This window comes from Agrobacterium sp. LAD9 (genome assembly GCF_003031125.1).
GTDB classification, from domain to species: Bacteria; Pseudomonadota; Alphaproteobacteria; order Rhizobiales; family Rhizobiaceae; genus Agrobacterium; species Agrobacterium radiobacter.
In genome coordinates this window covers 28,734-52,633 of record NZ_PHGS01000004.1, presented here as the reverse complement: position 1 = coordinate 52,633, position 23,900 = coordinate 28,734, and the positions used below count along the sequence as shown (strand labels likewise).

Genomic DNA, 23,900 nt, shown 5'->3' with positions numbered 1-23,900 from the left:
GTCGATCCAGCTGCTGTTTTTCAACGTCCCTTGCGGGCGGGCTGTTTCTCGTCAGCCCATCATCCGCTTACTTTGCGGGCTTGTAAATCTGGTCGAAGATGCCGCCGTCACCGAAATGTTCCGGCTGCGCCTTGGCCCAACCGCCAAACTGCGGGTCGTCAATGGTGACGAGCTTGATGTCGGGCAGCTGCTTCAGCAGATCCTTGGAGACCACGGCGGGGTTGGACGGACGGTAGAAGTGTTTCGCCGCAATATTCTGGCCCTCGTCGGAATAGAGATATTGCAGATAGGCTTCCGCTGCCTTGCGTGTTCCCTTGGCGTCGACATTGGCGTCAACCACGGCGACCGGCGGTTCGGCAAGGATCGAGATCGGCGGCACGACGATATCGAAGGCGTCAGCACCGAATTCCTGGCCGGCGAGATAGGCTTCGTTTTCCCAGGCCAGCAGCACGTCACCGATCTGGCGCTGTGCGAAGGTCACCGTGGAGCCGCGGGCGCCGGTATCGAGAACGGGAGCGCGCTTGTAGAGCTCGCCGACATAGGCCTTTATCTTGTCCTTGTCGCCCTTGAATTCCTCATTGGCCCAGGCCCAGGCCGCAAGATAATTCCAGCGCGCGCCGCCCGAGGTCTTCGGGTTCGGCGTGACGATCTGGATGTCGCCCTTCACCAGATCGCCCCAGTTATGAATGCCTTTGGGGTTTCCCTTGCGCACCAGGAACACGATGGTCGAGGTATAAGGCGAGGAATTATGCGGCAGGCGGGTGCGCCAGTCCTTGTTGATCTTGCCGGAGTTCTGGACGATGGCGTCGATATCGCTCTGCAGCGCCAACGTCACCACGTCGGCCTCAAGGCCGTCGATAACCGAGCGCGCCTGCTTGCCGGAACCACCATGCGACTGCTGGATGGTGACGTCCTCACCCGTATCCGCTTTCCACTTCTTGGCGAAGGCTTCGTTGAAATCCTTGTAGAGTTCACGGGTCGGGTCGTAGGACACGTTGAGCAGCTTGGTCTGCGCGGCGGCCGAGCCAGCGCCGCCAAGTGCCAGTGAAAGGCTAAGCGCAACAACGCTCAAACCGGACAGAAGCTTGGACATCGGTATTCCCTCCTGATTGCGATGGCTTAACTCTACCGGTTGAGTAGAGTTGGTCAATGAGGCCGAATACGATCGAAAAAGTGTTTCCCGAGAGCGTTTCCCCGGGCAACAAATACAGCGCAGCATAAGCGAAAGGCGCAACAAGCGTCGTGTAAAACTTTTCTGAATGCAAAAGCATTTCACATTTTTGACGATTTTTTGCCGCGATAGCGAAAAATATTATGGGGTTTTAGACGATTTTTTCGTCTGAGCGGTATGAGGGGATTGGGGGACATGCGGCGTCCACCAGTCCATCGGCATGGCAGGCTCAAGCTCCCGGCGATCGCGACGCACTCCCTCCCTCCCCTCATTCCTGTGCTTGTCACAGGAATCCAGCCAGCCCAAGCCCTTGGGCTGAGAAGAGTCTTTTCGCCGCGCAGACGCGCATCGACTGGTTTCCTGTGACAAGCACAGGAATGAGGGTGGAGGGACCGTACTGCACACCTATTGCGCCGATGGCTAAGCCGTCAAAAGCTCGGGCACTTCAACACCGGCCACGGCATCGGCGACAGTGGTGTTGAACAGGATGTTGCGGGTGGCATCGGCCACGCGGGCAAAGACGTGGCGGATTTCGCACCGCTTCTCGCCATCGCAATCCTCGCAGCGGCGATAGGCGGTCTGCGACAGGCAGGGCAAGGGGGCAAGCGGCCCGTCGATCAGGCGCAGCACCTCGCCGAAGGTGATGTCCGAGGCCGGGCGCGCCAGCAGATAACCGCCCTGCTTGCCACGCCTGCTTTCGACAATGCGTTCCTTCTTCATTTCGAGAAGGATCTGTTCCAGAAACTTTTTCGGAATGGCCTGTTCACGAGCAATATCGGAAATCTGCACAGGACAGCCGCCGTCGGCCTTGGCCAGCGAAAGGAGCGCCCTCAGCGCATATTTTGCCTTCTGCGAAATCATCGTAAAACCAGTAGACCACAAGCCCGGGAACCCGGCAATTCCGGCTTAGCGCAGAAGTTGTCACAATTCAAATCCAAGCTGCAAAGAAGGTGAACGGGCATCTTTTGCTCATACTCTGTGCGCGTGAGGCATTTTTGCTCTCAAGTGCAGCGCACAAAGACTGTCATTTCTGTTCCGGAGGCCGGATTTCAACAATAATCGGCCATGGAAATCCCGGACGTGACAATGACGATCAATTCAGCAAATGCCTCTGCCGATACCGCATCCCTCGACGCCACGCTTGCCGGGCTCGATCTTGCGGGACGACTTTCCTTCATCGCCGGTCTCGGCGGCCGTGCGGTCTTTACCACCAGCCTCGGCATCGAAGATCAGGTCATCACCGCCGCCATCGGTACGCACCGGTTGCCAATCGATGTCGTGACGCTGGAAACCGGCCGTCTGTTCAAGGAAACCGTCGATCTCATCGATGAAACCGAAGAACGTTTCGGCATAAACATCCGTCGCTTCCGGCCCGAGCAGGACGACATCGACGCCTATGCCGCAAAATACGGTCTCAACGGCTTTTACGAAAGCATCGAGGCGCGTCACGCCTGCTGTCATGTCAGAAAGCTGATCCCGCTTGGCAAGGCGCTTGATGGCGCTGCCTTCTGGATTACCGGCCTCAGGCGCGGCCAGTCGGGCAATCGCGCCACGACGCCTTTCGCCGAGTTCGACGCCGAGCGCAATCTCATCAAGATCAATGCTCTGGCGGACTGGGACATCGACCAGATCCAGGCCTATGTCGCGTCTGAAAACATTCCCGTCAATCCGTTGCATGCGCGTGGTTACCCCTCCATCGGCTGCGAGCCGTGTACACGCGCCATCAAGCCCGGTGAGCCTGAGCGCGCCGGACGATGGTGGTGGGAAAACGACGAGAAGCGCGAATGCGGTCTTCACGTCGCCGGTGCGGAGCAGACATCCGCCGTTTCCGCCATCCCGCAACGATAATCATTCAGTACATTTTCCGGAGTTCACAATGTCCAACGCAGTCCACGAGACGGACAGCAAGAATACTGTCGCATCCAAGCCGCCGCTCGATCCCCATCTGAAGGCGCTTGAAAACGAAGCCATTCACATCTTCCGCGAAGTTGCCGCCGAATTCGACAATCCCGTGATGCTGTATTCCATCGGCAAGGATAGTTCCGTGCTGCTGCACCTGGCGCGTAAGGCCTTCTTCCCCGGCCGCATCCCCTTCCCGCTGCTGCACGTCAATACGGGCTGGAAGTTCAAGGAAATGATCGAATTCCGCGACAATATCGTCAAGGAATACGATCTAGACCTGATCTCCTATACCAACCCGCGCGGCGAGACGGAAAATGTGACGCCTTTCTCCCACGGATCGGCGCTCTACACCGACATCATGAAGACCGAAGCGCTGCGCCAGGCGCTCGATGCCGGCCAGTTCGATGCGGCCTTCGGTGGCGCACGTCGCGACGAGGAAGCAAGCCGCGCCAAGGAGCGCATCTACTCCTTCCGCACGCCCGACCACAAATGGGACCCGCGCAACCAGCGCCCGGAACTGTGGAACATCTATAACGGTATGGTCCGCAAGGGCGAAAGCGTGCGCGCCTTCCCGCTCTCCAACTGGACCGAAGTCGATATCTGGCGTTACATCGAGGCGGAAAACATTCCGCTGGTGCCGCTCTATTACGCTGCCGAGCGTCCTTACATCGAGCGCGACGGCATGATGATTCTTGCCGAAGACGAGCGTCTGGAACTGCTGCCCGGCGAAGAGATCCAGCACGGCTCGATCCGCTTCCGCACGCTCGGCTGCTTCCCGCTGACCGGCGCGATCCGTTCCGAAGCGGCGACGCTTCAGGAGGTTATCGCCGAGCTGGAAATCGCCACGGTTTCCGAACGGCAGGGCCGGGCGATCGACCGCGACCAGTCCGGTTCCATGGAGAAGAAGAAGCGCGAGGGGTATTTCTGATGAGCGCCGCAGCCGCCAACACCCCCTCCTCTTCCGCCACCATCCTGCCCTTTGCCGAGCATTCGAAGGCGGCGCGCGATACGCGCCCTCTGCGGCTCATCACCTGCGGCAGCGTGGATGACGGCAAGTCGACCCTGATCGGCCGTCTTCTCTGGGACACCAAGGCCGTCAAGGAAGATCAGGCCGCCACCCTGCACCGCGACAGCGGCAAGCAGAACGATCTCGGCCTGCCCGATTTCGCGCTGCTGCTGGACGGTCTTCAGGCGGAGCGCGAACAGGGCATCACCATCGATGTCGCCTATCGTTATTTCGCCACCGACCGGCGCGCCTTCATCGTGGCCGATACGCCCGGCCACGAGCAATATACCCGTAACATGGCGACCGGCGCTTCCACAGCCGATCTCGCCGTGCTGCTCGTTGATGCCCGCACCGGCATTCTGGAACAGACACGCCGCCACGCCACCATTGCGGCGCTGATGGGCATCCGGCAGTTCGTGCTGGCCGTCAACAAGATCGACCTGACACATTACGACAAGGCCGGTTTCGAGCTGATCGCCCACGAATTCCGCGAGTTCGCCTCCAACCTCGGCATCAAGCAGATCACGGCAATACCGATGTCAGCGCTGAAGGGCGAAAATGTCGTTCTGTCAGGCAAGGCCGCCATGCCCTGGTATGAAGGCCCGACGCTGGTGGAAACGCTGGAACTTGCAACCGTTCGCTCCGCGCAGTCGGGCGGCTTCCGTCTGCCCGTACAGCGCGTGTCGCGCCCCGGCGAGAGCTTCCGCGGTTATCAGGGCACGGTTGCCGGCGGCTCGGTGAAGCCGGGCGACAGCGTCGTCATCCTGCCGTCAGGCATGGTCGCGAACGTCAAGCAGATCGTGACTTTCGATCTGGTGCGCAATGCGGCCGTCGCGGGTGACGCCGTCACCCTCGTGCTCGACCGTCAGGTGGACGTGTCGCGCGGCGACATGATCGTCTCCATCGAGGCGCAGCCGCAGACGGGTCTTGCCTTCGACGCGCAGATCGTGGCGTTGCAGCCGGGCGGCATCGAAGCGGGCAAGCGCTACTGGCTGAAAAGCGGTAGCCGCCGCCAGCGTGTCAGCGTCCAGCCCGTCAGCCAGCTCAACCTCAAGGAAGGCGAATGGCAGGCGCATGAGACCTCGCTGCCGATGAACGCCATCGGCAAGGTGCGGCTTTCCTTCGACGAGACGGCTATCTTCGATGCCTACGAACAGAACCGCTCAACCGGCTCGTTCATCCTGATCGACCCCGACACCAACAACACGGTGGCGGGCGGCATGATTGCCGGCAAGCGGAGCGTCGGCGCGACGGAAGAACAGGGTGACCGCGTGATTCTCTCGCTGCCCGCCGATCTCGCGGAAAAGCTGCTGGCGAGCGAACTCCTGGCAAGACACCGCGACGAAATCGACATCCGCCGCACGGATGCTGCCACAGCCTCGCGGCTGATCGGCGACCTCAGCTGACAGGCACGGGCATGGACAAACAAAAAGGCGACCGTCAGAACGGTCGCCTTTTTAGTTTGAGAGGTTCTTCCGTGTAAAAGACTTGGGATCAGCTTAAAACACGAACATATAAAGCAGAATAATCACCACGACCGGAACGCCCATAGCCCACAGTGCAATACCCTTCAGCATGTTATCCTCCATTGTTGTATGGTTAGATAACGGCTGAGGCGGCTTTCCGATCCATGTTGCTATCCTGATTTTTACGGGTTGTTTCTCGGCCACGCAGAAAGCCGTTTGTTCATTCGACGTTCATGCGCAAAAGGCGAATTTGCATGCGGTCGCTCCGCCAAGCGGCCCAACAGAGGCTCGTTGTTTGAAAAAACAGCGGGCCTCTTTTTTGATCGCGATAAGTTGATCATGTCGATGGCCCCGAAATTCAGGGCTCGTGACTGTCATGGATAACTTCTTGGATTGTGGACGAGAATTGACGCTTCTAAGACGGTCCGTGTCGCGCGTCCCCTGAAACAAGGCCGCGACATTGAGGCCTGGCGCTTGGCGGAGCGACGGGCCTCTTTTGTTCGGGCGCGCGGCTGAGGCGACGGTGCGGTTTCACATCTGCGAGCAGGAAACGCTCTCCGCCCCCTAAAGCAGACACCAATTGAAGAACGGGAGTTTGAAGGCGCCTATCCGCATCTGTGCCCTGATTTTCAGGCAAGAGCGACGGATGCATTCCAACCGGTTCTGATTTAACAGCGACGGTTTCGGTGCAAGGCTTTGACCTTGAGATTTTCAGGAAGTATCGGGATCAGTTGCAAGCCGCTGTATCTATTGGGCTCCAAGCTGGTCGGAGTGAGAGGATTCGAACCTCCGACCCCGTCGTCCCGAACGACGTGCGCTACCAGACTGCGCTACACTCCGTGACCAGCGGCGCTTCTATAGACCAGCCTCCGGCATTCGACAAGCGGCTTATTGCATTTTTTATGACAAGTTTTTCCCATCCGTTGAAACAGCCCTGCCAAGCGCCTGCGATGCCGGGGGGAAGCCCTCAAAACGTTACAAAAAAGCAATTGTGGCAGGAAATTTTCGTCAAGCCGCCCACCTCCCCTGCCCCCCGTCGCCAAATCTGCTAGGGGAACGGAATGACCGGCGGGAAGCCGGACACGGCACAAAGGACATTTCACCATGCTATCTCGCAGCGTAACGCTCGCAGCGTTTGCCATTGCGCTCTCGGCCTGCACCACTTCCACGGGCGGCTCCACTCCTTCTTTCACCCAGAAGAGCCCCGTTGAGACCCGCTGGGTCGGCCAGTCCGCAGGTATTTTCTTCGCAAAATTCGGCCCGCCGCTGAGCGACACGGAAACCGGCAGCTCCACCGTCTATAACTGGCGCGGCGGCTACAAGAAGGCCACCATTCCGGCCAGGTTCGAAGAAGGCAAGGATGGCAAGAAGGGTCGCCAGATCTCGCCGGCCCGCACCGCGTCGCTCTCCTGCACCGTGCAGCTCGTCGTTTCCAGCGACTACAAGATCACCGCCGTGCGCACCGTCTCCGACCGCCCCGGCGTCAACGGCCCGAGCTATTGCGCGGAATTCCTCGCCGCAAACTGATCTTCGGTCACAAACCGAACGCGCCAAGGCCCGCCCGAACCGGCGGGCCTTTTCACTTTTCGGGATTTTTGTCATTTTTCTGAAAAAAAATCGGCCCGCAGCGGCATTGCGCCAGCCGTGATGGCCGGCAAGGTGTAGCCGGGCGGGCTTTTTGCGATATCGGGCGCAGAGAACCCTTTCAACCGTTTGAAAGCATCGCCTAATCTTCACCGCCCTAAAAATGACGATCCGCAAATGTGCAAAATTCGCCGGCGCGACCATATGTCCCGGCCAGATCCCTGCAAAAACGCTTGAACTGGAGTGAATGAGTCCGGGTTGTGCCGATTTGCGCTTTGCTGTAACGGGGCGATCGGGAGGAATGTTTTTAACACAAAACAAGAATCAGGTATGGCCGTGACTCCCATCGATCAAGACAAATCCCAGCTCACTGATCTCTCCAATACATTTCCGCTGAACCGCCGACAGGTTCTGGGCGGTGCGCTCGCCGGAATTGCCGCAGCGGCGCTGCCCTCTTCTCCGCTTCTCGCCAATACGGCCGCCAAGAAGGTCGATGTGCTTTTGATCGGCGGCGGCATCATGAGCGCGACGCTCGGTGTTTGGCTGCGCGAACTGGAGCCCACCTGGTCGATGCAGATGCTGGAACGGCTGGACGGCGTGGCGCTTGAAAGCTCGAACGGCTGGAACAATGCCGGCACCGGCCACTCCGCGCTTGCCGAGCTCAACTACACGCCGGAAGACGACAACGGCAACATCAAGATCACCCAGGCCGTCAACATCAACGAATCCTTCCAGATTTCCCGGCAGTTCTGGGCCTGGCAGGTGCGCAACGGCGTCTTGAAGAACCCGCGCTCCTTCATCAACCACACGCCGCATATGAGCTTCGTCTGGGGTGACGAGAACGTCGCCTATCTGGAAAAGCGTTATCAGGCGCTCAAGGCCAGCCCGCTTTTCGCCGGCATGGAATTTTCCACCGATCCCGAGCAGATCAAGAAGTGGGTGCCGCTGATGATGGAAGGCCGCGATCCTTCCCAGAAGATCGGCGCGACCTGGTCGCCGCTCGGCACCGACATGGAATTCGGCGAAATCACCCGCCAGTTCGTATCGCATCTGCAGAGCGACCAGAATTTCGACCTTCAGGTCAATAGCGAGGTTTCCGACATTCAGCGCAATGCCGATGGCAGCTGGCGCGTGACCTACACCAACACCAAGACCGATGCCGAACAGGTGGTGGACGCGAAATTCGTATTCATCGGCGCCGGCGGCGGCGCGCTGCATCTGTTGCAGATGTCCGGCATTCCCGAAGCGGACGATTATGCCGGTTTCCCGGTGGGCGGCTCGTTCCTCATCAACGAAAACCCTGACGTGACGATGCAGCATCTGGCCAAGGCCTATGGCAAGGCTTCGGTCGGCTCGCCGCCCATGTCGGTGCCGCATCTCGATACCCGTGTGCTGGGTGGCAAGCGCGTTATCCTGTTCGGACCTTTCGCCACCTTCTCCACCAAGTTCCTGAAGGAAGGCTCCTATTTCGACCTCGTCTCCTCGGTCACCACAAGCAATGCCTGGCCGATGGTGCGGGTGGGCATCGACGAATATCCGCTGGTGGAGTATCTCGCCGGCCAGCTGATGATGTCGGATGACGACCGTTTTGCCGCGCTGAAGGAATATTTCCCGAATGCCAAGCAGGGCGAATGGCGCCTGTGGCAAGCCGGCCAGCGCGTGCAGATCATCAAGCGCGACGAAGAAAAGGGCGGCGTGCTGCGGCTCGGCACCGAAGTCGTCGCCGCAGGGGATGGCAGCATCGCCGGCCTGCTCGGCGCTTCGCCGGGCGCTTCCACCGCAGCACCGATCATGCTCAGCGTTCTCGAAAAGGTCTTCAAGGACAAGGTGGCAACGCCGGAATGGCAGACGAAGCTTCGCCAGATCGTGCCGAGCTACGGCACCAAGCTCAATGACGACCCGGAAAAGGTGCAGCAGGAATGGGCCTACACCGCCGAACACCTGCAGCTGCCGACCCCGCCGCAGATCGATCTTGAGGCGCTGAAGGGCGCCGGTGCAGCACCTGCGGGTGCGCCGGTGAAGAAGGTGCCGGATATCGCGCTTTAAGGCTTAGCTGCGATTTTTAAGACTGGACGCCGCGTATCTCCGGATGCGCGGCGTTTCCACGATTATCTATAGGCAAAACTCGGCGCTTAGATCACCCTCACTTGGTATGAGGCTATTTCCGCTTAATAAAATTGAAATAGGCAAAAAGCATCACAGCAATTCCCCCTCCGATGACAAACGCCCATTTCAACTCACCGAGATATGCGATTACAGCAAACGCGACGATGGGAAACACCCAGAAAATCCATTCGAAATCGGGCTTCTTTGGGAGTTCGTTGTGTGATGGGCTGGGTTCTGATGTCTGGGTCACTGCTATCCGCTCCTGATGTCTGAATTCAGACAATCACAAAAGTGTTGCGGAATCAGCAATAGACAATCTAAAATTGTTACTACTTCTATATTCACGTTAAAAGCGTAAAAATCCGAAACTGTATATGATAAAAACAGGGCAGGAATGGCTGGGGCGCCAGGATTCGAACCTGGGAATGCCGGTACCAAAAACCGGTGCCTTACCGCTTGGCGACGCCCCAACAGGGCAGTGAAGCGAAACGCCGCTGCCCGAACCGGGCCTGATTATCAAAGCCTGCCCGGCCCGGCAATGACCCGGCGACCAATTTTTTCACAAAACCCAAGCTTTTTGGGTGCCGTGGCGAAGTTCGCATGTTAGGGCTTGGGCGGTGGCGCGGTTGAGGCCGTGGCTCAAGCTGGCATGGCATTTTTCAGGAGGTCTCGATGGCGGACCCGGCATTCGATCTCGATTTCAGGCCGGCCTATGGCGAGGCGGTTCCTGTCGCCCCGCTCATCCAGCGCATCACCGTTAACAATCCTTCCGCCTTCACCTTTCACGGCACCAACAGCTACATCGTCGGCGACCGCTCTGTTGCCGTCATCGATCCCGGCCCGGAGGATGAGGCACATTTTCAGGCGCTGTTGGCGGCGCTTGATGGCCGCGAGGTCACCCATATCTTCGTCAGCCACACCCATCGTGATCACTCGCCGCTCGCCCGGCGGCTGAAGGCGGCGACCGGCGCGCTGACGGTGGCGGAAGGTCCGCATCGCGCCGCCCGGCCGCTGCATGTGGGCGAGACCAATCCCTTTGCCGAAAGTTCCGATACGGCTTTTGTGCCCGATATCGCGCTTGGCGATGGGCAGAGCCTTTCCGGCGACGGATGGACGCTGACCGCGCTGCATACACCGGGGCACACGGCCAACCACACCGCCTTCGCGCTTGAGGGCAGTGGCATCGTCTTTTCCGCTGATCATGTGATGGCCTGGGCTACCACCATCGTCGCACCTCCTGACGGGGCGATGAGCGATTACATGGCCTCGCTGGAGAGGCTGCTCACCCGCGACGACCGGCTGTTCCTGCCCGGCCACGGCGGCCCGGTCACCGATCCCTCGGCCTTCATGCGCGGGCTACGCGCTCATCGACGTATGCGGGAAAAGGCGGTTCTGAAGCGCATCCGCGAAGGCGACCGGCTGATCGCCGATATGGTGAAGGTGATCTATGCCAGCACCGACAAGCGCCTGCACGGCGCGGCCGCCCTTTCCGTGCTGGCGCATATCGAGGACCTGATCGAAAAGGGCGAAGTGCGGACAGATGGTGCGCCTTCGCTGCTGGGCGAATATTTTCCGGCGTGATGAGGTTTTGACGCGCGAATTTTCAAGATGCTTTCGTCGATCGCTGCCCCGTTGGGGAACGAGCAGGTGCCACCAGTTTCTTCTCCCCGACGGGGAGAAGAAACACGCGGCAGCGCCACAACAAGACAAATAGCCTCAGTTGTCGTTCAGCCCCTGCATTTCCGCATCCAGCGCATCGAGATAGGCTTCCGCAATCGCCGCCCCCATGCCGAGATCGTGCGGGCCGTAGCGGGAAGCGACGCGGACATCGACGATGGTGGTTTCCGCCTCTTCTTTCAGGCGGATGAGGATATCGAAACGCAGGCCCCAGATGCGGGTGCGGGTTTCACCCTGCATCAGCACAACACCGCTGCCATTAAAGAAGGTGGGCTGCGGCGCGTCAGTCGGGCGGGCCATGGGCACCGGCACGATGGAGGGCAGGTCTTCCACTGGCCCCTCTTCCGCGGGCTGCGTCCTGTCCTGCTCGGGAATGCCGGCAGAGGGCGCATCTTCCGCCCCGATCACCCCCTTCGTGTGGGTGATGCGAATAGTCTGGGCGGCGGCCATTTTCTTGGCGGCGGCATAGATGCGGTCGATCGCGCCTTCATAACGGCGGCCGGCGAGGCTGGCATAGGCCTCCATCTGCGCATCGCGGTCGGCCTTGGTGATGACAGCGGGCCGCACCAGCCATTGCTGATTGGCCGTGGGCGTCACCAGCCATTCCGGCACATCGCTCAGGTCGGTGGAAATGTCGTAAATCTTCGGCTGCTGCCAATAAAGATAGGCGCCATAACCAACCACGCCGAGCGGCAGCGCCGAAAGAAGCAACGCCGCCAGCGCCGAAAGGCCGCCGCGCGCACCCTTGGTCCACAGCCGCTCTAGGCCGATCAGCGCCAGAAGCACGGCCGCGAGAGCGATGCCGGCGGCAATGATGAGCAGACCGACGAGGTCAGGCGTCGTCAGCGGCCCGAAACGATGGATGCCGGCGGCGATGAGAAACAGCACAAGCGCCGCAAGACCCAGATACCGGGAAAGATAGGCTGCAACCGAAAAAGGCCGGACGAAACGCACAGTCATGAAAGCGGATATCCGTTAGATCGCATTGGCTAAAAAGCGTTGCACCCGAATTCTGGCAGGGAATCACCTGCATATGATGTCATAGACCGGATTTACGGCGAGGAAAACAAAGGACGGGTTTGATCCGCAAGCCAAAATGCGAAAACCTCACGTCAGGGGCCGGGAACGGAAGCGCGATGGGGCGAAACATTTTTCTGAGAATTCGCCATTTGCGAGAATAATTCCCCGACAACGCAACAAATACGCACGTTCATCCCTTAATTGCTGAGGAAATCGGCGTATCCTCGGCGACCTCCCTCGAGAATGCGTGTAAAAAGTGCAACATTCTCGTTTTCTTGCACAATAAAGAGACATGTCATGTCACAGGCAACGACGTCCGCCGGCCCCTCCGGGCCTAAACCCTTTTATCGCAATTTCGGCTTTCAGGTTCTGATCGCCATGGTCATCGGCCTGCTGCTCGGGCTCGTCGCGCGCAACATCGGTCCCGATGCCGCCGGCAGTCCGAACTGGCTTTCGGTGACGCTGCAGACCATCGGCAGCATTTTCGTACAGCTTTTGCGCGCTCTGGTTCCGCCGCTGATCTTCACGGCCATCGTCGCCTCCATCGCCAATCTCAAGAACCTCTCCAACGCGGCAAAGCTCGTCTGGCAGACGCTTTTGTGGTTTGCCATCACCGCGCTGATCGCGGTGGTTATCGGTATCGTGCTCGGCCTCGTCATCCAGCCGGGCGTCAACACCGCCATTGCCAACACGGCAGCGGCGGCACCCTCCTCCACCGGCTCCTGGCTCGACTTCCTGAAGGGCCTCGTCCCGGCCAACGTCTTCGGCCTCGAAGCCTCGACCAAAATCAACAACGGCGCCGGCAGCACCTCGCTGAACTTCAACGTGCTGCAGCTTCTCGTGGTGTCGATCGCCTTCGGCGTTGCCGCGCTGAAAGCGGGCAAGGCGGCGGAGCCGTTCCTCGCCTTCAACCAGTCGCTGCTTGCCATCGTGCGCAAAATCCTGTGGTGGGTCATCCGCCTCACCCCCATTGGCACCATCGGCCTGCTTGGCCGCGCGGTCGACCAATATGGCTGGACGACGCTTTCGCAGCTCGGCTGGTATGCGGCGGCCGTCTATATCGGTCTGGCGCTGGTGCTGTTCGTGGTCTATCCGACCCTGCTGATCGCCCATGGCCTGAGGCCGTCTCGCTTCTTTGCTGGCGCATGGCCGGCCATCCAGCTCGCCTTCGTTTCGCGCTCCTCCATCGGCACGCTTCCCGTCACCGAAACCGTGACGGAAAAGAGCCTCGGCGTGCCGCGCGAATATGCCGCCTTCTCCGTGCCGCTCGGCGCCACCACCAAGATGGACGGCTGCGCTGCGATCTATCCGGCGATTTCGGCGATATTCATTGCGCAGTTCTTCCAGGTGCCGCTCGGTATCCAGGAATATGTGCTGATCGTCTTCGTCTCGGTGCTCGGTTCTGCCGCAACGGCGGGTCTGACAGGTGCTGTGGTGATGCTGACGCTGACACTCTCCACCCTCGGCCTGCCGCTGGAAGGTGTGGGGCTGCTGCTCGCCATCGACCCTATCCTCGACATGGGCCGCACGGCCGTCAACGTCGCCGGTCAGGCGCTGGTGCCCACCATCGTCGCCAAGCGCGAGGGCATCCTCAACGAGGCCGTCTATAATAACGCCAAGGACATCGATGCACTCGATGACCGGGAAGTCGTGGCGGCCTGACGCGGCCTGTCCGCGATCATCATGGGGCGTTTCCGGTAAAACGGAGACGCCCCAACGAGGGCCATGTCCGTTGCTCCATGAGAGTTTGGGGTTGACGGAGATGGTTCGATCGATAGCGATAACGGCACAGACAACAACGCATCTTTCGGCGGAACCTGTGCATGGTGAAACGTAACTGGATCTATGTCGGCCTGCTCGCCTTCATATCCCTCGGGCTTCTCATCGACGCGGCCGTCTGGCCTGCCGGACCTCCAAGTTCCTTTACCGCAAATGATCTGGTGCAGATGGTCGGCATCATCACGCTGTTTGCCTGGTGGCAGATAGAGGATGCCGAAAAGCGGGACCTTCGGCGCAGTTCTGCCGCCAAACTCGCGACCATTCTGCTCGCACCCATCGGGCTTGCGATTTACCTCTATCAAACCCGCCGGTGGACGCACGCCACGCTCGGCCTCTTCGCATTTATCGGTGGTATTGTCCTCATCGCCATCCTCACGGCTCTGCTCGGTGACTGGCTTATTCAACAGGGTTTGTTCCCGCCGTCTTTCTTGCGCGTTTCCTGAACAGGTTTTGCAACGTCGCGCTGCCCTGTCTGAACCGATCCGGCTATCGCCGCTTGCGGGGCCTTTCCCCATGGCGGATTGATGCAACTTTCCACCCCAACGCGGCTTTTCCCCATATCAAAACAGGCGTATCAATCGCGGCAATAAAAGTGCCGTACGGCTGTCATGTTAAGGGAGAAACAAAATGCGCGTTTCCATCGTCTTCGGTGCGCTTGCCACTATGCTGGTGCTCACCGCTTGCCAGACGCTGACGCCGGAAGAGCGCCGGGCGCGGGATGAGGCGACATGCCGGGGGTATGGGTTCCGCCCCGGCACGGACCCGATGGCAGGCTGCCTTCTCGATCTGGAAATGGACCGCCGCGCCGACAACCGCGCCTGGCAGGCGCAGATGAACCGCGACATGTTCTACCGGCCGGTGGTGGTGGAGCGGCGCATCATCGTCCAACAGAACCCCTGACGGGAATGAAGGCGACATTGCTTGGGGTTTCCCCCTGCTTCGACCTTGCGGCCAGCGTCGCCTGCGCCGCCGCAAGGCGCGCGATGGGCACGCGGAAAGGCGAGCAGGAGACGTAGTCAAGATCCGCATCCTCGCAGAAATGGATCGAGGCCGGGTCGCCGCCATGTTCGCCGCAAATGCCGAGCTTCAGTTCCGGCCGCGTCTGGCGGCCGCGTTCGGCGGCAATGCGGATCAGTTCGCCCACACCGTCGAAATCGAGCGAGATGAACGGGTCTCGTTCGATGATGCCCTTACGTTGATAGGTATTGATGAAACGCGCCGCGTCATCACGGGAAATGCCGAAGGTCGTCTGCGTCAGGTCGTTGGTACCGAAGGAGAAGAACTCCGCGGCTTCCGCAATGACATGGGCGCGCAGAGCCGCACGCGGCAGTTCGATCATCGTGCCGGTCAGGTATTCGAGCGTCATGCCGGTCTCTTCCGCCACCTCGGCGGCCACAGTGTCGATGACGGCCTTGACATAATCAAGCTCCGACCGGAGGCCGACCAGCGGCACCATGATCTCAGGCACGACCGGCGCACCTGTCATGCGCGCTGCGGCAACCGCCGCTTCAAAAATGGCGCGCGCCTGCATTTCGGCGATTTCGGGATAGGAAATCGCCAACCGGCAGCCGCGATGGCCCAGCATGGGGTTGAATTCGTGCAGCGCATCCAGCCGTTGGCGGAACACCGTTTGCGGCATACCCATGGCGGCGGCGACCTCGACGATCTCGCCATCGGTCTTCGGCAGGAATTCGTGCAGTGGCGGATCGAGCAGGCGGATCGTCACCGGCAGACCGTGCATGATCTGGAACAGTTCAGTGAAATCCGAACGCTGCATCGGCAAAAGCTGGTCGAGCGCTGCCCGCCTGCCCTTTTCGCTTTCGGCGAGGATCATCTCGCGCATCACATGAATGCGGTCACCCTCGAAGAACATATGTTCGGTTCGGCAAAGGCCGATACCCTCGGCACCGAAGGCGCGGGCGGCGCGGGCGTCAGCCGGCGTATCGGCATTGGTGCGCACGGTCATGCGGCGCAGGCCATCGGCCCATTGCATCAGCTTGCCGAAATCACCTGAGAGTTCCGGCTGCGTCATCGGCACCTCGCCCTTCAGCACCCGGCCTGACGAACCGTCGATGGTGATGACATCGCCGCGTTTCAGCATGCAGCCGACGCCTATCAGCACCTTGTTGCGCATGTCGACACGCATGGAACCCGCGCCGGTGACGCAGGGAATGCCCATGCCGCGCGCCACCACGGCGGCGTGGCTGGTCATGCCGCCGCGCGTCGTCAGAATGCCTTCGGCGGCGTGCATGCCGTGAATATCTTCCGGGCTGGTTTCGATGCGCACCAGAATGACGCGGCGACCTTCGGCTTCCGCCGCAACCGCCTCTTCCGCGGTGAAGACGATCTCACCCGTCGCCGCCCCCGGCGAGGCCGGCAGGCCGGAGCCAATGATGGGGCGGGACGTGCCGGGATCGATGGTGGGGTGAAGCAGCTGGTCGAGCGATGAGGGCTCGATGCGGCAGACGGCTTCCTCCTGCGAGATCGACCCTTCTTCGACCATATCGACGGCGATCTTCATGGCGGCACGGGTGGTACGCTTGCCGGAACGGGTCTGCAGCATCCAGAGCTTGCCGCGCTCGATGGTGAATTCCAGATCCTGCATGTCGCGATAGTGGTTTTCCAGCCGCTTGCAGATCGCCAGGAATTCGCCGAAAGCCTCCGGCATCAGCTTTTCCATCGAAGGCTTGTCGGAGCCGGAGGCAAGACGTGCGGCTTCGGTGATGGATTGCGGCGTGCGGATGCCCGCCACCACGTCCTCCCCTTGAGCATTGACGAGGAATTCGCCGTAAAGCTCCGCCTCGCCCGTCGAAGGGTTGCGGGTGAAGGCGACGCCCGTTGCCGAGGACGAGCCGAGATTGCCGAAGACCATGGCCTGAACGTTGACGGCCGTGCCCCAGTCGCCCGGAATATTGTGCAGGTGCCGGTAGGTCACGGCGCGGTGGTTGGTCCAGCTGGCGAAAACCGCGCCGATCGCGCCCCATAGCTGGACGTGACAGTCCTGCGGGAAGGCTTCGCCCAGCTCATCCTCGATCAGCTTTTTGTAGAGCGAAACGACGTGCTGCCATTCGACCGCCGACATGTCGGTATCATATTCATGGCCGAGGCGGCCTTTTTCGTCTTCGAGAATTTCCTCGAACATTTCATGGTCGAGGCCCATGACGACATCGCCATACATCTGGATGAAGCGGCGGTAGCTATCCCAGGCAAAACGGGCGTCGCCCGCATCGTGGCCCAGCGCCTCGACGGTGCGGTCGTTGAGACCGAGATTGAGAACAGTATCCATCATGCCGGGCATGGAAGCGCGCGCGCCGGAACGGACGGAGATGAGCAGCGGCGACTGGCTGCCGCCGAAGGTCTTGCCGGTCACGGTTTCCATGCCGTGCAGGCCGGCCATGACCTGCAGCTTCAGGTCCTCGGGAAGATCGTGGCCATTCTTGTGATAGAGGGCGCAGGCATCGGTTATGATGGTGAGGCCGGGGGGCACGGGAAGGCCGAGACTTGCCATTTCGGCAAGGTTCGCGCCCTTGCCGCCCAATATCGCAACGTCACCTGCCCGGCCTTCGGCAGCACCGTTGCCGAAGGTATAAACCCATTTTTTCATTCCACGCTCTCCACCCAGAAGCGTTGTCATTTTTCTATCATCTACAGCATTGCCGGCATGTTGGGAACGCCGCAACGTGCAGTTTACATCGCAGTGCAGCATAATTGCGGCAAATTGCGCGCCAGAATTGCCGCAAAGGCCGAATAACGCCATGATTGACGCATTCGTGTAGTGCGCTGAAACGGAGTGTTGCCTAAGCCATTCAAATCGCCGACAAAGAGATTATTCATGCAATTTACCCGCCGCCATACGCTTAAATTTGCCGGAATTTCCTGCGCCGCCAGCGCGCTTGCCGGGGCGCTCAGAGCCGAAGGCGCAGTACCCGTCGCAGGGGCCGCCTCTGCCCTTCCCTTTGCGCTGACGACGCCGATGCATATCGGCCAGGCCGCAATTCGGGTGCGCGAACTCGATCCGATGATCGATTATTACCGTTCGGTTCTCGGCATGAACGAGGTGGAACGCACGGCCAGAGGCGTGACGCTCGGCGTTGGCACTGTTCCGCTGCTCGATCTCGTCCACAAGCCGGCCGCGGATTTCGAAAGCCCCACCTCCGCCGGCCTGTTCCACATCGCCTATCTGATGCCCTCCCGCAAGGATCTGGCGCGCTGGCTGGTGCATGCGGCGCTGAAGCAGGTGCCGCTGTCAGGTTTTGCCGATCACAATGTCAGCGAGGCGATCTATCTCAACGATCCCGAGGGCAACGGCATCGAGGTTTACAGCGACCGGCCAAAGGACACCTGGGTGTGGAGCGGCAGCGTGGTGAAAATGGGCACCGAACAACTCGATATCGATGATCTCGTGAAGCTGACCGACACCAAAAGAAGCGACTATGAGGCCGCCCCGCCGGGGATGCGCATCGGGCACGTTCACCTGCGGGTCGGCGAAATCGCCACCGCCCGCGCCTTTTATGAACAGGCCATCGGCCTGCGACCGACGCAGGATGCGCGCTCGGACGCGTCTTTCCTCTCTTCCGGCGGCTATCACCATCATCTGGCGGTGAATACATGGAACAGCCGTGGCGCGAAGGAACGCAACGCCATGGAAACCGGCCTCGACTGGTTTTCTCTCACCATTCGCAATCCCGCCGATCTCGAGGCGCAAAAAACGCGGCTGCGGGCGGCCGGTTACGTGCTGGTGGAGATGGAGAACAATGTCGTGGAAGCGATCGACCCCTGGGGCACGCGGCTGCGGCTGGTGCCGGGGTGAGTGATGGTAGGCCTCCATGCATCATGCGTGGAGAAATTCGCAAACTGCGCCATTGGCAGTTGCAGCAGGCCAAGTGTTTACAGGGATTCGCTGCGTCTCCTCCTTCCGTCATTCCGGCCCTGAGCCGGAATCCAGCCGACATGCGTCTGCGCAACGGTAAGAGTCTTTTCAGCCCAAGGACTTGGGCTGGTTGGATACCGGCTCAAGGCCGGTATGACGGAGGAGGTTTGCACCCCGGAAACGACTACCAGCCATACAGCCATCTCACTCTATGAACCCGGAAAAGAAAGCCTTGCGAGGCCACGGCAGCGGCCTCGCAAGGCATTCCATCCGGTACAGGAAACCGGATGGTGGGGTCTGGAGAGAACCTTTGGCTCTTGCGGAAAACATAGCAAAATGCCGCGTGATGTCGCTCACCCGAATGGGTGATACGGCAAGATAAATTCACATTGAGCAAAAGTCGGGACTGGCTCCCGGAAAAGCCGCCTCAGACGGCTTCGCGCAGCTGTTCGGCGGTCTGCAAATCAACAGACACCAGTTGCGACACGCCCTGTTCGGCCATGGTGACGCCGAACAGGCGGTTCATGCGCGCCATGGTGATGGGATTGTGGGTGATGATGACGAAGCGGGTTTCCGTGGAAGCCACCATCTCGTCCATCAGGTTGCAGTAACGCTCGACATTGTGGTCGTCGAGCGGCGCATCCACTTCGTCCAGCACGCAGATCGGCGCGGGATTGGTGAGGAAAACCGCGAAGATCAGCGCCATCGCCGTCAGCGCCTGTTCGCCGCCTGACAATAGCGTCATGGTCTGCGGTTTCTTGCCGGGCGGACGGGCGAGGATTTCCAGCCCTGCCTCCAGCGGATCATCGGATTCGATCAGCTGCAATTCCGCCGTGCCGCCGCCGAAAAGATGGGTGAACAGCCGCTGGAACTGCGAATTGACCACATCGAAGGCGGCAATCAGCCGTTCGCGGCCTTCGCGGTTGAGGTTCTGGATGCCGGCGCGCAGCTTGCGAACGGCATCGATGATGTCGTCCCGTTCCTTGATCAGCGCCGCGAGCTTGGCCGAGAGCTCGGCCTGCTCTTCCTCGGCGCGCAGGTTGACGGCGCCAAGCCGCTCCCGCTCGATCTTCAGCCGGTCGAGATCGCGTTCGACATCACGAATGTCAGGCTTCGGCTGGTCAGGACCAAGGCCCGTCAGGCGAAACGCCATATGCGGCTCGGTATTCAGCGTTTCACGGATGCGGTGTTCGGTTTCCTGCCGCTTCTCGCGGGCGGAGACCAGCCGCTCCTCGGCACGGCCACGCTTTTCGCGGGCTTCGGCCAGTTCCGAAAGCGCCGTTGCAGCCACCCGGTCGGCGGCGCGCTGCAGGTTTTCCGCCTCGGCCAGCCGGTCGGCGGCTTCCCGGCGGGCGTCTTCGGTCTTCTGCAATTCATTGAGGAGGTTGCGGCGTTTCTCGTCGAATTCCTCGGGCGCTATGTCCAGCTCGGCGATTTCCTCGCGCGCCTCTTCCTCGCGCTCGCGCAGCGTGGCGATATGGTCGGCGGCGCTTGCCGCGCGCGACTGCCAGGTGGAACGCTCCTGCCCTATCGCCTGAATTCTGCGCTGACGGCTTTCCGCCTCGCGGCTCACGCCTTCGTGGCGGGCACGGGCTTCCGCCAGAAGGCCGCGGTCGGTCGCGACTTCCAGCTGGCTTTCGCGCAGGCGGAGATCGAGCACGGAAAGATCAGGCGCGTCCTCCATTTCGATGCGGGCGTTTTCTTCCTGAACGGCGATCTCGTCGATCTGCGCGCCGATCTGGTTCAGCGCTTCCGAGACGATATCCCGGCGGCGCAGAAGATCGCCGGAAGCCCTTTCGGCTGATGTCAGCGCCTCGCGCGCCTCGGCAAGCTGGCGGGTCGCAAGCCGGCTTCCGTCACGCACTTCCGAAAGCCGCAACTCGCTGCTTCTTATGTCCTCGGTTCTGGCGGCAAGCTGGTCTTCGGCCTCTTCCAGAATGGAGCGGGCCTCATCCAGTTCAGCTTCGATTTCCGCGAGACGGTTCTTCTGCGACAGGCGAAGTGCTGCAGCACCCGGCGCATCGGCGCTGGCGATATGGCCGTCCCAGCGGAACAGCGCGCCTTCGCGCGTCACCAGCCGCTGGCCGACCTTGAGTGATGGCAGTAGTCTCTGGGCTTCCGCCGTGCCGGAGACGACGCCGATCTGTGCAAGCGCGCGCCGGAGAGCCGCTGGCGCCTGGGCGTAATCGAGCAGCGGCGTCACGCCCTGCGGCAAGGCGGGATCACCTGCCCCGTCGCCATTGCCGGCCCAATAGGCGGGGGCGGCGGCATCAAGCGGGCTTTCGAGATCGTCGCCGAGGGCGGCACCCAACGCCGCTTCAAAGCCACGCTCCACCGTCATTTCTTCCGCCACCGGCGTGAAGCTGCCATTGGCGGCGGCGCTGGAGGCAAGAATTTTGGTGATGGTGCGTGCTTCCGTATCGAGCGCGTTCAGCCGGTTTTTCGCCGTTTCCAGAGGCCCGCGCGCCAGCGCTTCGGCGGAACGCGCCTCGGCGACAGCGGCCTCGGCTTCGTCAGCGACGATCAGGGCATCCTCGACCGCAATCTCTGCCGCCTCGACAGCTTCCCGCCGTTCCGAAGGATCGGGAAGGCCGGAGAGTTTTTCATCGATGGCCTCGATCTCGGCGGAGGCCTCCTGCGACTGCCGGTCCAGCCTCAGCTTACGATCGGAAAGATCGCGGATCGTCCGCTCCAATTGCTGACGCGCGGCGGACGCTTCGGCTCGCTCGGCGGTGATTGCGGTAAAGACGGCTTCGCTTTCCGCCAGTTTGATAGCGGCGGTTTCGAAAGCTTCGCGCATCTCCTCGGCATGGCGGCCGGAATCGGAGAGGATTTCGAGGAGTTCGGTTTCTTCCTCATCGAGCCGTGCAAGGATTTGCGCATTGTCCGAAACAAGACGTTCCTCGCGGACGATATCCTCGCCAAGCTGCGAGAGACGGCGCGCCAGCTCGTCGCGGCGGCGCAGCAGGCGGTTTGCCTCATCATCCAGCTGGGTGCGAGCAATCTGCAGGCGTTGCAGGGCGGCGGCCACCCGCGCTTCATCCTCGCGCAGTTCCGGCAGCTTCAGGCTGGCGATGCCCTGCTGCTTGGCCGCTTCCATCTGGCCTTGAGCCTTTTCGGCGACGATGTTGGTGGCCTGATTGAGCGCGCTTTCCGCCTCGCCCTCGGCTTCCTTCGCCTCTACCCAGCGAATATGCAGAAGAGTGGCCTCACGGGCGCGGATATCGGCTGACAGCATCTTGAAGCGGTTGGCCTGCCGCGCCTGCCGTTTCAGGCTTTCGATCTGGCTTTCCAGCTGGGCGGTCACATCCTCCAGCCGCTCCAGATTGGTCTCGGCGGCGCGCAGGCGAAGCTCGGCCTCGTGGCGGCGCGAATGCAGGCCGGAGATGCCGGCCGCCTCTTCCAGAAGCTGGCGGCGGGCCTGCGGTTTGGCGTTGATGAGCTCGCCGATACGCCCCTGCCCCACCATGGAGGGCGAGCGCGCGCCGGTGGAGGCATCAGCAAACAAAAGCTGCACGTCCTTGGCGCGCGCCTCCTTGCCATTGATGCGGTAGACCGAGCCGTTTTCGCGCTCGATGCGGCGTGTCACCTGAATTTCATCGGCATCGTTGAAGGCGGCAGGCGCGGTACGGTCGGAATTGTCGAGATAGAGGCCGACTTCGGCGGTGTTGCGGGCCGGGCGGTTGCCGGAACCGGAGAAAATGACATCATCCATGCCGGATGCGCGCATGTTCTTGTAGGAGTTTTCGCCCATCACCCAGCGCAGCGCTTCGACCAGATTGGACTTGCCGCAGCCGTTCGGGCCGACAACGCCGGTCAGGCCCGGCTCGATGATGAATTCGGAGGGTTCGACGAAGGACTTGAAACCGACGACGCGGAGCTTGTTAAACTTCATGCCGCCATGCTCCAGACAGAAAAACGGCAATAAAAAACGGGCGAACGGAAATATCCGCCGCCCGTTCCTTTAAGGCTTCGGCGATCAGAGCAGCTTGTCGATGACAGCCGACATGGATTCAACCGACATGTCTCCTGCGTATTTCTTGCCGTTGATGATGAAAGTCGGCGTGGAGTTGACGCCGAATTCCGTCGCACCGCGTTGCATCGTTGCGTTCACATCATCCAGAAGTTTCTGGTTCGTCAAGCAGGCCTCGAAAGACTCCTGTGAGAAACCGGCCATTTTCGACATTTGCAGCAGGGCGGCGCGTGCATCCTGCGCGACAGCCCAGCTCTGCTGCTGCTTGAACAGCATGGAAACGAAGGGGAAATACTGTCCTTCCGGTGCGCAGCGCGCCAGCATGAAGGCGGCAGCGGCGCGCGGATCGAACGGGAATTCGCGCAGCACGAAATAAACCTTGCCGGTATCGATGTACTTCTTCTTGATCTCTTCGAAGGTCTTGTTGTGGAAGTTGGCGCAGTGCGGGCAGGTCATCGACATATATTCGACGATCTTGACGGGTGCGTTGGCATCGCCGAGTGCGGCTTCCGGCAGCGGGCCGGGCTTCATCACCGCAGCCATATCCACGTCACCGGTGGATTCAGGCAATTCCTGCGCCTCGGCGATACCGGGCATGAAGGCAAACGGCAGGGCCGTGGCAACGGCAGCAAGGGCAACGCCGCCGAGAAGGCTGCGACGGGAAATGGTCAGTTCGGGAAAATGCATGAAAGCACCTGTTGGTAATAGACTCTATTGTCCGTTGATTCCGATATAGCGACGGCCCGTTCATCACAAGCGGGGTTTTGGACTCTTCTTGTCAAAGAATTGTGACCAGTCAAGGACAACCGGACCGATCAAATCGCCCGGCCCCTCGGCTTCTTCTGCAAGACCGCCGTGCCGAGCCTCTCCACCGCCTTGCGAAGCGCCTCGCTCTCGATACCCTCCATCATGTCGTCGAGACGTTTTGCCGCATCGCCACGCAGGGGCTGCGGTTTGCCCCGACGGTGAATGGTTTGGGAGACCGGTTTCTGTACGATCCTGATCTGGCGCACCGCCGGAAAGCCGAAAAAGCCGTTGATGCGGGCAATAAGTTCGCCCTGCGCATGGGTGAGGAACAAAGCGCGCGCCCCTTCGCAGGCGATGGTCAGCACGCCCGGCTGATAACCGCCGCGATCAGGGCCCTCGTCGCGGCGCGGCCAGGTGATCTTTTCCGGCCGCGTGCAATCGGCAAAATCCTCACCGGCGATCTCGTCCCAGGAACCGAGCAGCGCGGTGTTGATGCCCGCCCGTTTCGACAGCACGGGGTCCATGATACCATTGGCGACTTCGGCGATCTGCACGACGCCTTTGCGGAATGAATCTGCGGGTTTCTTCATACTCTCCTC

At 60.8% G+C, this 23,900-nt stretch carries 18 protein-coding genes and 2 tRNA genes; 10 read left to right on the top strand and 10 right to left on the bottom strand.

Features of this window, described 5'->3' with window-relative positions; all coding sequences use genetic code 11:
- Positions 1 to 67: 67 nt before the first annotated feature.
- Both DA915_RS04105 and DA915_RS04100 read right to left on the bottom strand, forming a co-directional pair.
- Positions 68 to 1,093, bottom strand: a complete 1,026-nt coding sequence (locus DA915_RS04105; RefSeq protein WP_003509002.1) for a sulfate ABC transporter substrate-binding protein — start codon at positions 1,091 to 1,093, stop codon at positions 68 to 70.
- Positions 1,094 to 1,591: 498 nt separating this feature from the next.
- Positions 1,592 to 2,032 (bottom strand): Rrf2 family transcriptional regulator, encoded by a 441-nt coding sequence (locus DA915_RS04100; RefSeq protein WP_107675217.1) that lies wholly within the window; start codon positions 2,030 to 2,032, stop codon positions 1,592 to 1,594.
- A gap of 204 nt (positions 2,033 to 2,236) precedes the next feature.
- Between DA915_RS04100 and DA915_RS04095 the strand changes: the two genes are divergently transcribed.
- From DA915_RS04095 to cysN, 3 genes are read left to right on the top strand one after another with little or no spacing between them, the layout of a single operon-like run.
- A complete protein-coding gene (locus DA915_RS04095; protein WP_162687214.1) occupies positions 2,237 to 3,019 on the top strand; it encodes a phosphoadenylyl-sulfate reductase in 783 nt (260 codons plus the stop codon).
- 28 nt (positions 3,020 to 3,047) lie between these two features.
- Positions 3,048 to 4,001, top strand: a complete 954-nt coding sequence (cysD, locus tag DA915_RS04090; protein WP_107675216.1) for a sulfate adenylyltransferase subunit CysD — start codon at positions 3,048 to 3,050, stop codon at positions 3,999 to 4,001.
- Entirely contained in the window at positions 4,001 to 5,485 is a 1,485-nt protein-coding gene (gene cysN / locus DA915_RS04085) for a sulfate adenylyltransferase subunit CysN (RefSeq protein ID WP_020812869.1), read from the top strand. The genes cysD and cysN overlap by 1 nt, the downstream gene beginning before the upstream one ends.
- 823 nt (positions 5,486 to 6,308) lie before the next feature.
- On the opposite strand, the gene DA915_RS04075 is transcribed toward cysN, so the two are convergent.
- A tRNA-Pro gene (locus tag DA915_RS04075) sits at positions 6,309 to 6,385 on the bottom strand.
- Positions 6,386 to 6,649: 264 nt separating this feature from the next.
- Between DA915_RS04075 and DA915_RS04070 the strand changes: the two genes are divergently transcribed.
- Together DA915_RS04070 and mqo are read left to right on the top strand one after the other, a co-directional pair.
- A complete protein-coding gene (locus DA915_RS04070; protein WP_003509022.1) occupies positions 6,650 to 7,072 on the top strand; it encodes a hypothetical protein in 423 nt (140 codons plus the stop codon).
- 387 nt (positions 7,073 to 7,459) lie between these two features.
- Entirely contained in the window at positions 7,460 to 9,175 is a 1,716-nt protein-coding gene (gene mqo, locus DA915_RS04065; RefSeq protein ID WP_162687110.1) for a malate dehydrogenase (quinone), read from the top strand.
- A gap of 112 nt (positions 9,176 to 9,287) precedes the next feature.
- Here the strand turns inward: mqo and DA915_RS04060 are convergent, their stop codons facing one another.
- On the bottom strand, positions 9,288 to 9,485 hold the full coding sequence (locus DA915_RS04060) for a hypothetical protein (protein WP_107675214.1): 198 nt from the start codon (positions 9,483 to 9,485) through the stop codon (positions 9,288 to 9,290).
- A gap of 145 nt (positions 9,486 to 9,630) precedes the next feature.
- Positions 9,631 to 9,705, bottom strand: a tRNA-Gln gene (locus tag DA915_RS04055).
- Positions 9,706 to 9,907: 202 nt separating this feature from the next.
- Between DA915_RS04055 and DA915_RS04050 the strand changes: the two genes are divergently transcribed.
- Positions 9,908 to 10,816, top strand: coding sequence for an MBL fold metallo-hydrolase (locus DA915_RS04050; RefSeq protein WP_107675213.1), 909 nt, complete (start codon positions 9,908 to 9,910; stop codon positions 10,814 to 10,816).
- Positions 10,817 to 10,951: 135 nt separating this feature from the next.
- On the opposite strand, the gene DA915_RS04045 is transcribed toward DA915_RS04050, so the two are convergent.
- Positions 10,952 to 11,872 carry a DUF1499 domain-containing protein gene (locus tag DA915_RS04045; protein WP_107675212.1) on the bottom strand — a complete coding sequence of 307 codons (921 nt, stop codon included), beginning with the start codon at positions 11,870 to 11,872 and terminating at the stop codon, positions 10,952 to 10,954.
- A 357-nt stretch (positions 11,873 to 12,229) separates the two neighbouring features.
- Between DA915_RS04045 and DA915_RS04040 the strand changes: the two genes are divergently transcribed.
- The 3 genes from DA915_RS04040 to DA915_RS04030 all read left to right on the top strand — a co-directional run bounded on the left by DA915_RS04040 (position 12,230) and on the right by DA915_RS04030 (position 14,611).
- Complete coding sequence (locus DA915_RS04040; RefSeq protein WP_107675211.1) at positions 12,230 to 13,594, top strand: dicarboxylate/amino acid:cation symporter; 1,365 nt, start codon at positions 12,230 to 12,232, stop codon at positions 13,592 to 13,594.
- A 161-nt stretch (positions 13,595 to 13,755) separates the two neighbouring features.
- A complete protein-coding gene (locus DA915_RS04035) occupies positions 13,756 to 14,154 on the top strand; it encodes a hypothetical protein (RefSeq protein WP_003509073.1) in 399 nt (132 codons plus the stop codon).
- 184 nt (positions 14,155 to 14,338) lie between these two features.
- Positions 14,339 to 14,611: a hypothetical protein gene (locus DA915_RS04030; RefSeq protein ID WP_003509074.1), complete on the top strand. Its 273-nt coding sequence runs from the start codon at positions 14,339 to 14,341 to the stop codon at positions 14,609 to 14,611.
- Here the strand turns inward: DA915_RS04030 and ppdK are convergent.
- Positions 14,589 to 17,315 carry a pyruvate, phosphate dikinase gene (gene ppdK / locus DA915_RS04025; RefSeq protein WP_107675210.1) on the bottom strand — a complete coding sequence of 909 codons (2,727 nt, stop codon included), beginning with the start codon at positions 17,313 to 17,315 and terminating at the stop codon, positions 14,589 to 14,591. The genes DA915_RS04030 and ppdK overlap by 23 nt on opposite strands.
- A gap of 228 nt (positions 17,316 to 17,543) precedes the next feature.
- Between ppdK and DA915_RS04020 the strand changes: the two genes are divergently transcribed.
- Positions 17,544 to 18,521, top strand: a complete 978-nt coding sequence (locus DA915_RS04020; RefSeq protein WP_107675209.1) for a VOC family protein — start codon at positions 17,544 to 17,546, stop codon at positions 18,519 to 18,521.
- A gap of 487 nt (positions 18,522 to 19,008) precedes the next feature.
- Here DA915_RS04020 and DA915_RS04015 read toward each other — a convergent pair whose 3' ends face one another.
- The 3 genes from DA915_RS04015 to DA915_RS04005 all read right to left on the bottom strand — a co-directional run bounded on the left by DA915_RS04015 (position 19,009) and on the right by DA915_RS04005 (position 23,891).
- Positions 19,009 to 22,476 carry a chromosome segregation SMC family protein gene (locus DA915_RS04015; protein WP_107675208.1) on the bottom strand — a complete coding sequence of 1,156 codons (3,468 nt, stop codon included), beginning with the start codon at positions 22,474 to 22,476 and terminating at the stop codon, positions 19,009 to 19,011.
- An 84-nt stretch (positions 22,477 to 22,560) separates the two neighbouring features.
- A complete protein-coding gene (locus tag DA915_RS04010) occupies positions 22,561 to 23,241 on the bottom strand; it encodes a DsbA family protein (protein ID WP_003509078.1) in 681 nt (226 codons plus the stop codon).
- 128 nt (positions 23,242 to 23,369) lie between these two features.
- The gene (locus DA915_RS04005) at positions 23,370 to 23,891 is read right to left on the bottom strand and encodes a DUF721 domain-containing protein (RefSeq protein ID WP_003509079.1); all 522 of its coding nucleotides are present in this window, start codon (positions 23,889 to 23,891) and stop codon (positions 23,370 to 23,372) included.
- Between the last annotated feature and the right edge of the window lie 9 nt (positions 23,892 to 23,900).

Bases quoted from the DNA above. Each gene is read 5' to 3' on its own strand.
- ppdK (WP_107675210.1), bottom strand. From the start codon at position 17,315: ATGAAAAAATGGGTTTATACCTTCGGCAACGGTGCTGCCGAAGGCCGG.
- DA915_RS04020 (WP_107675209.1), top strand. From the start codon at position 17,544: ATGCAATTTACCCGCCGCCATACGCTTAAATTTGCCGGAATTTCCTGC.
- cysD (WP_107675216.1), top strand. From the start codon at position 3,048: ATGTCCAACGCAGTCCACGAGACGGACAGCAAGAATACTGTCGCATCC.
- DA915_RS04035 (WP_003509073.1), top strand. From the start codon at position 13,756: ATGGTGAAACGTAACTGGATCTATGTCGGCCTGCTCGCCTTCATATCC.
- DA915_RS04005 (WP_003509079.1), bottom strand. From the start codon at position 23,891: ATGAAGAAACCCGCAGATTCATTCCGCAAAGGCGTCGTGCAGATCGCC.
- DA915_RS04070 (WP_003509022.1), top strand. From the start codon at position 6,650: ATGCTATCTCGCAGCGTAACGCTCGCAGCGTTTGCCATTGCGCTCTCG.
- mqo (WP_162687110.1), top strand. From the start codon at position 7,460: ATGGCCGTGACTCCCATCGATCAAGACAAATCCCAGCTCACTGATCTC.
- DA915_RS04105 (WP_003509002.1), bottom strand. From the start codon at position 1,093: ATGTCCAAGCTTCTGTCCGGTTTGAGCGTTGTTGCGCTTAGCCTTTCA.
- DA915_RS04010 (WP_003509078.1), bottom strand. From the start codon at position 23,241: ATGCATTTTCCCGAACTGACCATTTCCCGTCGCAGCCTTCTCGGCGGC.
- DA915_RS04050 (WP_107675213.1), top strand. From the start codon at position 9,908: ATGGCGGACCCGGCATTCGATCTCGATTTCAGGCCGGCCTATGGCGAG.
- cysN (WP_020812869.1), top strand. From the start codon at position 4,001: ATGAGCGCCGCAGCCGCCAACACCCCCTCCTCTTCCGCCACCATCCTG.
- DA915_RS04100 (WP_107675217.1), bottom strand. From the start codon at position 2,032: ATGATTTCGCAGAAGGCAAAATATGCGCTGAGGGCGCTCCTTTCGCTG.
- DA915_RS04030 (WP_003509074.1), top strand. From the start codon at position 14,339: ATGCGCGTTTCCATCGTCTTCGGTGCGCTTGCCACTATGCTGGTGCTC.
- DA915_RS04045 (WP_107675212.1), bottom strand. From the start codon at position 11,872: ATGACTGTGCGTTTCGTCCGGCCTTTTTCGGTTGCAGCCTATCTTTCC.
- DA915_RS04015 (WP_107675208.1), bottom strand. From the start codon at position 22,476: ATGAAGTTTAACAAGCTCCGCGTCGTCGGTTTCAAGTCCTTCGTCGAA.
- DA915_RS04040 (WP_107675211.1), top strand. From the start codon at position 12,230: ATGTCACAGGCAACGACGTCCGCCGGCCCCTCCGGGCCTAAACCCTTT.
- DA915_RS04095 (WP_162687214.1), top strand. From the start codon at position 2,237: ATGGAAATCCCGGACGTGACAATGACGATCAATTCAGCAAATGCCTCT.